This window comes from Dietzia timorensis, from assembly GCF_020742175.1.
Classification (GTDB): Bacteria; Actinomycetota; Actinomycetes; order Mycobacteriales; family Mycobacteriaceae; genus Dietzia; species Dietzia timorensis_A.
Genome location: NZ_DYXM01000094.1, coordinates 1 through 10,132, shown reverse-complemented (window position 1 = coordinate 10,132; position 10,132 = coordinate 1). Strand labels below are relative to the sequence as shown.

Here is a 10,132-nt window from a genome sequence, read left to right as displayed (position 1 = left end):
GTGTCGAGCTTCGTCCAGCTCGTGCTCACCCTGCTCGTGATGGGTTCGCTTTCGTGGCAGGTCACTCTCCTCACGCTCGTCATCGTGCCGATCTTTCTCATCCCCGCCAGGTACATGGGCCGGCGCCTGGCGGCGATGCGCAGGGAGGCGAATGATCTCAATGCGACGATGAACGACCAGATGACCGAGCGCTTCAACGCCGGCGGCGCGACGCTGGTCAAACTCATGGGCGAGCCGGAGACCGAGGCAGGGGAGTTCGACATCCGCGCCGATCGGGTGCGCGATATCGGCGTCCGCACCGGGTTCACCATGGGCGTGTTCATGAGCTCGCTGACCCTCTTGTCGACTCTCGCGCTCGCCGTTGTCTACGGCGTAGGCGGCTGGAGCGCGCTGTCCGGCGGGCTGGAGGCCGGCTCGGTAGTCTCGCTCGCCCTGCTGCTCACCAGGCTTTATGCGCCGCTGACGACGCTGTCCAACGCCCGAGTGGAGATCATGAGCGCGATGGTGTCCTTCGAGCGTGTTTTCGAGGTGCTGGATCTCGACCCGCTCATCGACGAGGCACCCGATGCGGTGGACGTGCCCAGCGGTCCGGTGTCGGTGGAATACGACGACGTCCGCTTCAGCTACCCCTCGGCCGAGAAGGTCTCGCTCGCCTCGCTCGAGGACGTCGCCGTGCTCGACAACCGTGGCGGCGAAGAGATCCTCCACGGCATCGATTTCCGGGCCGAGCCCGGCGAGGTTATCGCGTTGGTCGGCTCGTCCGGGTCCGGGAAATCGACGCTCGCCTCGCTGATGCCCCGGCTCTACGACGTCGACTCGGGAGCGATACGCGTCGGCGGCGTCGACGTGCGCGAGGCTACGAAGGCTTCGCTGCGCCGCACGGTGGGGATGGTGACGCAGGACGGGCACCTCTTCCACGACTCCGTGCGCGCCAACCTGCGGATCGCCAAAGCCGATGCGTCCGACGCGGAGATCTGGGACGCGCTGCGGCGCGCGCGGCTACTCGACACCGTCGACGAGTTGCCCGACGGCCTCGACACCGTGATCGGCGACCGCGGCTACCGCCTTTCCGGAGGCGAGCGCCAGCGCCTCACCATCGCCCGCTTGCTGTTGCAATCTCCCGCAGTGGTGGTGCTCGACGAGGCGACCTCGGCGCTCGACTCGACCAACGAGGCCGCGATCCAGGAGGCACTGAACGAGGCGATGGCCGAGCGCACCGCGCTGGTCATTGCTCACCGTCTGTCCACGGTGCGCGCGGCGTCGGAGATTCTCGTGCTCGAGGACGGCTATGTCGTCGAACGTGGCACGCACACCGAGCTTCTCGCCGCCGACGGGCGATATGCCGAGCTCTACCACGTGCAGTTCGCGGACGAATCAATAGCGGAAATCGACGCGGATGAGTTCGAGAACGAGATCGGCCAGTACCTCGACTGATCAGTGCTGAACAGCGTGAGCTCACGTCGGGCCTTGACCTTGTCACAGTGACAACGTTGATGATGGAAGCATGAGAATCAGCGACGTCGCGCGACTGGCCGGTGTGAGTGCACGGACGATCCGCCACTACCACCGCCTCGGCATCCTTCCCGAGCCGGCGCGAACCGCCGGCGACTACCGCGATTACGAAATCGCCGACCTCGTCCGCGTGATGCACATCCACTACCTCTCGACTGCCGGGGTACCGCTGCGTTCGGTTCCACGCTTCCTCGAAAACGGCGCCGAAGGCAGTGAGGTTACGGCGGAGATCTCTGTCCTCTCCGAGGCAATCGCCGAGCGCATCGAGCAACTCGAACGGCAGCGTGAGCGTCTCGCGGCCCTTGCCGAGCGCGCCGCGAGCGGGCAGACCATCGAGCCGTTGCCAGCCGAGATCCGGCACACCCTCGACATGTGCATAGCAGAGGTAGATGGCGATGCCGGGCTGGTGAGATACCTCGAGCGCGAACGCGAACTCTTCGAGCTACTCGCCATCTCCGCGCCCGGCTCTTTCCCCGAGTCCCTGGTCACGACGTACCGCCGGATCGGCCGGGATCCCCAGGCACGCGCTTCCTACCTAGACCTGATTGCTCGCTATCGGGAACTCGAGAATAGACCGCCCTCCGCCGTCAGAGTTAAGATAGACGCACTGGTGGAAGAACTGTGTAGGGACGAAACGTTACGTGAGCTCATCGTCGGGGAATCGGTGGATGACGTCGGAGACGCCGGGCCATCGGCGGCCGATCTTGTGCCCGACCCGGCGCAACGAGAGGTCATCGAGCGTGTCCTCGACCGGCTATCGGGGGAGGGGCGATGACGTCGCGGTGGCTGCCGGTAGCAACGCTGGCAGTAGTTGCCGTCGATGCGCCATTGCTCGCGGCGGGGGCGATCTCGTGGCCGTTGGCACTCGCGCTGATCGTCGCCATCGAGGTGCCTCTTACGGTGCTCTCGGTGGCGAGATACGTGCGGCTGTTCCGATCCGCGCGCGCCGAGGGGAGTGTCAGCGCATTCCGGGAAGTCGTAGATGGCGACCCGTTGCTGCGGGTGGCCGCGGCGGAGATGCGGATCTTCGCGTCACTTGGGCGTTGGATCCTTCGTATGCCGGATGTTCCAGGTGGGACCGTCGCCGTGGGTTATGCGCGCGGGGCGCTGGGCGTGCCGGCCGCCTTCGCGGTGGCTGCTGTCGTCGAGACGGTGGTCGTCCACATTCTCGTGCCGTCGCCCACGGTGCGGATAGCGCTCGCGTTGCTGAGCCTGTACGGACTGTTGTTTCTTCTTGGCTGGATGGGCTCACAGGTGGTTCGGCCGCACCTGATCTACAGCGACCGGCTTGTCGTGCGCAGCGGCAACCATGTAGTCGCCGAGATTCCGCGGGCGAGTATCGCGCGGTTGAACCGCGCCCGGGACCCCCGGACTCCCAGGGACTATATAAATGTCGAGGACGACCGGACGGTGACGTTGACGCTGGCCGGACCGGACGGCACGAACGTGCGGCTGGACTTTGCGGCGCCGGCCGCAGTGCGCATGCCGAGTCTGCCATGGGCGCGGCGGGAGGCGCAGGTGGTCGGCCGTATTCGGCTTTCGGTTGACGACCCCTCCGCAATGGTCGCGCAGCTGTCGGCGACCGCCGATCGCCTGTAAGGAACTTAGCCCTCGTACTCGGGAACTTCGAGGGTCAGCGTCTCAGAGGAGGCACCACTCTTCTCTGCCGTAATGGTTAATTCCACCGTGCCGCCTCCGGTGCCGACTATGGCGTCGTACGGATGACCGACACCGGCGATGTGGCCGGGGCCCTTCGCCGTCCAGGATTGCTCGCCGTTGGTGTTTTTGTCGAGGTTTTTCCAGTGCAGGGTGATTTCTTGAGTGCAATCGCCCAGGCCGATGGAGTTCGCGGACGGGCTCATGGTGGCGCTAGACGGGTACCCGCCCGGGTGGATATCGACCGAGGTCCACATGTAGCAGAGCCCGTACCCGCCTTCGAGGAGTAGCCGGTTCTCGGACGGCTGTGTCTGCTCAGGTATCTGCGACGCCGTGCCCAAGGAGGCGAATGGCCCGGTGTTTTCCCCCATGCCCTGAGCGTTGGCTGCCGGTGCGCCGGCGACGATGCCGGTCGCCAAGAGTGCTGCCGCGCCGATGCTGGCGGCCTTGGACACGTTGCGTTTGTTCATTGTCGAAGTCCTCGATGCCTGCTTGAAAACGTCCCGCGATTGCCGCGAACCGATTGATTGCCGTTTGCAATCTCACGTTTTTGTCATCGGGTCCGCAGATGGCCCTGTTACCCGGAAGACCTGGTGCTCCGGCGAGCAAAGGGAAATTGTCAGAGACGCTTTATAGGTTCTTATTTGTCGTTAATGTGATTGACGTGCGCGCTTTACGCGCACACCTGGTCATGAAGGCGCCAGGGCAGCGCCAGCACGATGTGAATATCAATTCCTCTTCATAGAAATGGATCGAGATGACAACCTTTCAGTCACGTCCCCCGGGTATGCCTCCCATGCAGCCCGTTCCACCACGCCCGGTGAAGGAGCGCAACGTACTCGGAATTATCGCGCTCGTATGTGCCATCACAGGCTTCGTGTTTTCGTGCATTCCCGGTGCACTGATCGTCGGATGGGTGCTCCTGCCGATCGCGTTTGTTCTCGGGCTTGTCGGCCTCTTTCTTTCGGGCAAGACGAAGGGCACGTCCGTCGCCGCAGTGATCATTTCGATTGTCGGCACGGTCGTTGCGGCAGCGGTATTCGCGGTTGTCGTTTCCGATGCTTTTGATGATGCATTCAATGGCAGTGGCGACGTCTCTGTCTCGGGCCAGGGCAACGAGAACGTCATGAATGCCCTGGATACGGGCGCCGGCGATGCGAGTGGCGAGAACGTATTGGGGTCGCGCGAGAATCCTGCCGCGATTGGGCAGGTGCTCAGCAACGATGACTGGGACGTGACGGTCAATAGCTTCAACCCGAACGCATCTGCAGAGATTGCGGCTGAGAACCCGTTCAACGAACCTCCGGAACCGGGGTTCCAGTATGCGATTGCAAACATCACATTCACGTATAAGGGCGAAGGCTCTGAATACGTCACTTCGTATCCTGTGGCGTTCGTCGCCGAGGACGGAAACGTAACTCGGGATTTTGACCGCTCAGTTGTTACCCCAGACATGTTGATGGGCGAGGTTTACGCCGGTGGTTCGGCCACGGGCAATGTGGCCCTACACGTCCAGGAGGGACAGCCAGGTGTTCTGCGCATCGAGTTGGGCTACCTCGGCGACGAGGTTTTCGTCGCCGTGCCGTAGCGGACGCCGAAAATAGGAACAGGACCCCGGGGCGCTGTGGGCTCGGGGCGCGAAAGGTGCGTCCGACGTCATACAACCGCGGGGTCCTGCAGGGGCGAAACGCGGGCCGCGCCGAAAGGTGCGGCCCGCGGGATTCGCGGGGCTCTTAGCCCGGGAGCTCGATGCCGAGCTCCTTGGCGGCGAGCTTCGCGTACTTGGCCGTCTGGTCGAAGGCCGAGCCGAGCGGGGCTGCGTCCTTGGAAACGTCGGCGATCTCGTTCCAACGCTCCGCGATGACCTCGGGAGTGCGAGCACCCTCGGGGATGAACACGCCCGGAGCCTCGACCATCTCCGACACGGCGAAAACGCCGGCGCCGGCGCCGAGGATCTTCTTGGTCGGCGCGGCCTCGGAAACGAGGAACAGCGCACCGGGGGAGATGGTCTCCGGCTGCAGGATGTCGAGAACGGCCTGGGGGAGGAGATCCTCGGTCATGCGGGTCGCGGCCGAAGGCGCGAGCGAGTTGACGTGGATGCCCTTCTTCTCGCCCTCGATGGCCAGCGTGTTCATGAAGCCGACGATGCCGGACTTTGCGGCAGCGTAGTTGGCCTGGCCGAAGTTACCGTAGATGCCCGAAGCCGAGGTGGTCATGAGGATGCGGCCGTAGCCCGCCTCGACCATGACCGGCCACACGGCCTTCGTGCAGTTGACGGTGCCCATGAGGTGAACCTCGAGGACCTTGCGGACATCATCGAGCTCCATCTTCGCGAAGGACTTGTCGCGGAGGATGCCGGCGTTATTGATGAGGATGTCGATGCGGCCCCACTTGCCCTTGACGTCCTCGACGAGCTTCTCGACCGCAGCGGCGTCGGTAATGTCCGAGCCATCAACGATGGCCTCGCCGCCGTTCGAGGTGATCTCGTCGACAACCTTCTGCGCCGGCGAAGCGTCGCCGCCCGCACCGTGGACGTCGCCACCGAGGTCGTTGACGACGACCTTCGCGCCGCGAGCTGCGAGAGCGAGCGCGTGGGCGCGGCCGAGTCCGCCACCGGCGCCGGTGATGATTGCTACGCGTCCGTTGAAGTCGATGTCTGCCATAGGGGTATTCCTCCCAGAATTTTCGAAGTGGGATGTACATCCCTCATGTTAGGCGCGTTCGAGCGGAGCGTGCTCGCCCGGTCTGTTCTCCCGGCGAAGCCAACCGCGAGGACCCGCAGAAAAGTAGTGTCAACACACCGCCGAGCAGTTTGTGGCCACGCAACCTTTGGTCCGACCTTCGCAACGTGGTCGGGCTTTCCTTCTTGCCGGCTGTTAAGGTTTCACGTGAAACCGCACGCAGGGAATCCGGTGAGACTCCGGAGCTGGCGCGCAACGGTGTGGCCCCCACCTGAAAAAGGCGGGGCGCCGAGCCCGATCGCTGCTGTGGTGACGCCACCCATCCGGGGATCTTCGCGCACAAGATCGAATCGAAAAGGCACTTTCAGCGTGAGCCATGTCCGCATGACTGCCGCCGAGAAAAAGGCCCTCAGGGCCCACACCGGCCGCATGTCCGTACCGCCGTTATTGCTGACGGCGGGGCTCGCCATCCTTCTCGTCCTCAGTGTCATCGGCTCCCTTGCGTTCGGCTCCGAACGCCTCCCGCTCGGCGACGTGTTCGGCGCAGTCCGCGCCCGGATATTCGGCGGTGCCACGCCGTCATTCGTGATCGACTCGATCGTGTGGGAGCTGCGCTTGCCGCGCGCGCTGCTCGCCGCGATTGCCGGAGCTGGGCTCGCCATCGCCGGCGCAGCGATGCAGACACTCGTGCGCAACCCGCTCGCCGACCCGTACCTGCTCGGCGTCTCCTCCGGAGCCTCGGTGGGCGCGACGGCAGTACTTACCACCGGCGCGCTCAGCGGGCTTGGTGTGTACGCGCTCTCCGGAGGCGCGCTGCTCGGCGCGCTGGCCGCGTCTTTCGCGGTGTTCTTCATCGCCAGCGCCCAGGGGGGTCTGACGCCGCTGCGCCTCGTGCTCTCCGGCGTCGTGCTCTCGGCTGCCTTCTCGGCGATGTCCTCGTTCCTCGTCTTCCTCTCGCCAGAGCCACGAGCCGCCGAGTCCGTGATGTTCTGGTTCCTCGGCTCGGTCGCGGGTGCGACGTGGGCAAAGCTCCCATTCGTCTTCCTGATCGTGGCGCTGGCGCTTGTTGTGCTGCTCGCGATCCACGGCTGGCTCGACGCGATGAGTGCCGGCGAGGAGACCGCACACTCGCTGGGCGTGCCCGTGCGAGGGCTGCGGATCTCGCTGTTCGTACTCCAGGCCGTCACGGTCGGCGCGGTCGTCGCGGTCGCCGGAGGTATCGGCTTCATCGGGCTCATCGCCCCGCACCTCGCACGGCTCGTCGTGGGCGCACGGCACCGGGTGATGTTGCCCGTCGCCGCGCTCGGCGGCGCGCTGTTCGTGGTCTGGGTGGACACGATTTCGCGGGTTATCGTCTCTCCGCAGGAGATGCCGCTCGGCGTCGTCACCGGGATCGTCGGCGCGCCGGTGTTCCTCATCCTCATGGGCCGCGCCCGCTACAGCTTCGGGGGCCAGAATTGAGTTCCCGTGACGGCGCCGGCGCAGGTATCGACCTTACGGTCCGCGACCTGCGGATCGACCGCGGAGGCGCGACCATCCTCGACGACGTGTCCTTCTCCGTCCCCGCCGGGAGCACGCTGGCGATCGTAGGCACGAACGGGTCCGGTAAGTCGACGCTGCTGCGGGGCCTCGTCGGCGTCACGCCGCCGGTGAGCGGCGAAGTCGATATCGGCGGGCGAATCCGCACGGCGGGGGCCCGGGCCGCACGGAGTTGGGCGCGCCGCCGGGCGCATGAGATGGCATTCGTGAGCCAGGAGGAATTGCCCGCTGCCGAGCTCTCTGTCGCCGAAGCTGTATCCCTCGGACGTACCCCGCATCGCAAGCCGTGGGCGGGGCACGATCCGGGCGAGCATGATGCGGTCGCGGCTGCCCTGGATGCTGTCGGGCTCACCGAGCTCGGAGGGATGTCGTGTGCGCGGCTGTCCGGTGGGCAGCGCCACCGCGTCGTCATCGCCAGGGCTCTCGCGCAGGACACTCCGCTGATCCTGCTGGACGAACCGACCAACCACCTCGACCCGGTGTGGCGGTTGAAGCTGCTCGAGGCGCTGCGCGCGTCCGGGCGGACGGTTCTGTTCTCGCTGCACGAGCTCGACATGGTGATGCAGTACGCCGACAACGTCGCCGTGCTCCACGAGGGCACGGTCCATGCGTTCGGGCCGCCCGGCGAGGTGTTCAGCTCTCGGCTCGTGCGCGAGGTTTTCGCCGTGGACTCGGCTGTCGTCCGGCGGCCTGGACAGGACCCGGGGGCGGATCCGCGAGTCGGCGACGGCGCGAACCCCGAACACCTCGTGCTCTGGCATCGCGGCGGCTCCGACACCTACATCGACGCAGGCCCCGAGAAAGGACACAACCAATGAACCGTTCGACGACCCAGGCCCGGGCCGGCTCCTCCCACCGCAGCCGGGCGCGCCGTCGTCTGGTCTGCGGGACCTCCGCCGTCATACTTGGAGGGCTTGTCCTGACGGCATGCAGCGAACCCACCGAGAGCGAAGCGGCGGGCGAAGGCGAGGAGACGAGCGTCGCGCAGGAGGCCGTGACGGTTGAGAACTGCGGCGAGGACGTCGAGTTCCAGGCGCCGGTGCAGAAGATGTTTGTCAACGACTCGAACATCATCTCGATCGCGGTGGCGGCTGGTGCAGCGGACAACATCGGTGCGATCTCGCGGCTCGATGACGAGAAGCTCCTCGAAGCCGTCTATGGCGACGAGATAGCGAAGCTCAACAACGTGTCGCCGGAGTATCCGTCGCTGGAGACCGTGCTCGCGCAGGACCCGGACATGATGTTTGCCGGATACGGGTACGGGTTCAGCGAGGAGAAGAACCTCACACCGGCCAAGCTGGCCGACCGAGGCGTGGCGACGTACCAGCTCAGCGAGGCGTGCCGAAGCGGTGATGGATCGACGCGCGGAACGATGGATCCCTGGGACGCCGTCGAAACGGACTTGAGGAATATCGCGACGATTGGCGGGGATCCCGACCAGGCCGAAGACGTGATCGACGACATGACGAATCGCCGTGAGGCGCTCGATTCGGCGCCGCAGCCCGACGTGGCCCCCACGGCGTTCCTCTTCGATTCGGGCTCGGAGACCGTGTTCACCTCAGGCTCGTTCGGCGCGCCGCAGGCGATCCTCGAGGCCGCCGGCGCGCGCAATGCCACCGAGGATGTGGAGGACACGTGGGTAGCGGTGAACTGGGAAAAGATCGCTTCAGAGGCGCCGGATGTGTTCGTCTTCGTCGACTATCCGCCGGAGAAACTCGAAGACAAGATGGCAGCATTGCGGAGCAATCCAGTGACGCGTGATCTGCCCGCGGTGAAGGAGAACCGTTTCATCAACCTGCCTTATGCGATGTGGTGCTCAGGTCCGCTGAATATCGATGCGGCCGAGATCGTGCGCAAGGGGCTCGAGTCGTTCGACCTCGTGCCGGCGAGCGAGATAGAGCCACAGCTACCGATGGACGCAATGGACGTGGATGGCAACGAGTGGGCGACCGAGGGACAGGAAGCGAAGTGACGGCGATGCGGTGCGTAAAGAGGGGAGTTCCAGGTGCGTTGGTCGTGGCGGGGCTCGCCGTGGCCATGGCTGCGTGTAGCGCGCCCACAGAAAGCGAACAGGACACCGGCTCGGAGGCGGCGGGCACCGTGACCCTCGACAATTGTGGAGAGCAGGTCGAGTTGCCCGCGCCGGCCGAGCGAATGCTCGTCACAGACGCGTCGATCGCGGCGATTACGCTCGCCGTCGACGGCGCCGAGAACATCGGTGGGGTGACCACGGTGTCCGACAAGGACCTACTGACCACCGCGTACGGCGAAGAAGCGGCCGGCTTGAACTACATCACCGAGGACGTCGCCACCCTGGAGACGGTGCTCGGCGCGAACCCGGACGTCGTCTTCTCCGGATGGGGATACGGGCTTTCCGACTCGTCCGGAGTAACCCCGGACGCGCTGGCCGAGCGCGATATCGCCACCTATCTTCTCAGCGACTCGTGCCGCGGCGACGCCGACGAGATCCTCGCCACCGACCCGTGGGACTCGCTACGCACCGACCTCGGGAACGTCGCGCAGATCGTCGGTCACCCGGACGCCGGGGACGAGGCCGTCGCGGATCTCGATTCTCGCCTCGACGCGCTCGGCGATGCGGAACAACCCGAGGACGCGCCGCAGGTACTCGTCTTCGATTCGGCCGCGGACGGGGTGTTCGCGCCGGGAGGTGTCGGCGCGCCGAACGCCATCGACGAGGCTGCCGGGGGACAAAACGTTCTTGCTGACGTGGACGAGCGATGGAC

Annotated in this window: 10 protein-coding genes; 8 read left to right on the top strand and 2 right to left on the bottom strand. The window is 65.4% G+C overall.

Annotated elements, in window-relative coordinates:
• From K8V11_RS05010 to K8V11_RS05000, 3 genes are all read left to right on the top strand, one after another.
• Nucleotides 1-1,434, top strand: a 1,434-nt coding sequence (locus K8V11_RS05010; RefSeq protein ID WP_303911341.1) for an ABC transporter ATP-binding protein, incomplete at its 5' end; no start/stop codon positions are given.
• A 70-nt stretch (nt 1,435-1,504) separates the two neighbouring features.
• Nucleotides 1,505-2,287, top strand: coding sequence for a MerR family transcriptional regulator (locus tag K8V11_RS05005; RefSeq protein WP_303911340.1), 783 nt, complete (start codon nt 1,505-1,507; stop codon nt 2,285-2,287).
• Nucleotides 2,284-3,111: a hypothetical protein gene (locus K8V11_RS05000; RefSeq protein ID WP_303911339.1), complete on the top strand. Its 828-nt coding sequence runs from the start codon at nt 2,284-2,286 to the stop codon at nt 3,109-3,111. Before K8V11_RS05005 ends, K8V11_RS05000 begins: the two co-directional genes overlap by 4 nt.
• Before the next feature lie 5 nt (nt 3,112-3,116).
• Here the strand turns inward: K8V11_RS05000 and K8V11_RS04995 are convergent, their stop codons facing one another.
• Entirely contained in the window at nt 3,117-3,638 is a 522-nt protein-coding gene (locus K8V11_RS04995; RefSeq protein ID WP_303911338.1) for a hypothetical protein, read from the bottom strand.
• 350 nt (nt 3,639-3,988) lie between these two features.
• On the opposite strand from K8V11_RS04995, the gene K8V11_RS04990 reads away from it, so the two are divergent.
• Nucleotides 3,989-4,756 (top strand): hypothetical protein, encoded by a 768-nt coding sequence (locus K8V11_RS04990; RefSeq protein WP_303911337.1) that lies wholly within the window; start codon nt 3,989-3,991, stop codon nt 4,754-4,756.
• 145 nt (nt 4,757-4,901) lie between these two features.
• Here the strand turns inward: K8V11_RS04990 and K8V11_RS04985 are convergent, their stop codons facing one another.
• Nucleotides 4,902-5,831, bottom strand: a complete 930-nt coding sequence (locus K8V11_RS04985; protein WP_303911336.1) for an SDR family NAD(P)-dependent oxidoreductase — start codon at nt 5,829-5,831, stop codon at nt 4,902-4,904.
• A 447-nt stretch (nt 5,832-6,278) separates the two neighbouring features.
• On the opposite strand from K8V11_RS04985, the gene K8V11_RS04980 reads away from it, so the two are divergent.
• From K8V11_RS04980 to K8V11_RS04965, 4 genes are all read left to right on the top strand, one after another.
• On the top strand, nt 6,279-7,310 hold the full coding sequence (locus K8V11_RS04980; protein ID WP_303911335.1) for an iron ABC transporter permease: 1,032 nt from the start codon (nt 6,279-6,281) through the stop codon (nt 7,308-7,310).
• Nucleotides 7,307-8,206 carry an ABC transporter ATP-binding protein gene (locus tag K8V11_RS04975; protein WP_303911334.1) on the top strand — a complete coding sequence of 300 codons (900 nt, stop codon included), beginning with the start codon at nt 7,307-7,309 and terminating at the stop codon, nt 8,204-8,206. Before K8V11_RS04980 ends, K8V11_RS04975 begins: the two co-directional genes overlap by 4 nt.
• Nucleotides 8,203-9,360, top strand: a complete 1,158-nt coding sequence (locus K8V11_RS04970; RefSeq protein WP_303911333.1) for an ABC transporter substrate-binding protein — start codon at nt 8,203-8,205, stop codon at nt 9,358-9,360. Before K8V11_RS04975 ends, K8V11_RS04970 begins: the two co-directional genes overlap by 4 nt.
• 65 nt (nt 9,361-9,425) lie before the next feature.
• Nucleotides 9,426-10,132: ABC transporter substrate-binding protein (locus K8V11_RS04965; protein WP_303911332.1), on the top strand; the 707-nt coding region annotated here is incomplete at its 3' end.

Excerpts from the sequence above, each read along its gene's own strand:
- K8V11_RS05005 (WP_303911340.1), top strand. The coding sequence starts at position 1,505 with ATGAGAATCAGCGACGTCGCGCGACTGGCCGGTGTGAGTGCACGGACG.
- K8V11_RS05000 (WP_303911339.1), top strand. The coding sequence starts at position 2,284 with ATGACGTCGCGGTGGCTGCCGGTAGCAACGCTGGCAGTAGTTGCCGTC.
- K8V11_RS04995 (WP_303911338.1), bottom strand. The coding sequence starts at position 3,638 with ATGAACAAACGCAACGTGTCCAAGGCCGCCAGCATCGGCGCGGCAGCA.
- K8V11_RS04985 (WP_303911336.1), bottom strand. The coding sequence starts at position 5,831 with ATGGCAGACATCGACTTCAACGGACGCGTAGCAATCATCACCGGCGCC.
- K8V11_RS04980 (WP_303911335.1), top strand. The coding sequence starts at position 6,279 with ATGTCCGTACCGCCGTTATTGCTGACGGCGGGGCTCGCCATCCTTCTC.
- K8V11_RS04970 (WP_303911333.1), top strand. The coding sequence starts at position 8,203 with ATGAACCGTTCGACGACCCAGGCCCGGGCCGGCTCCTCCCACCGCAGC.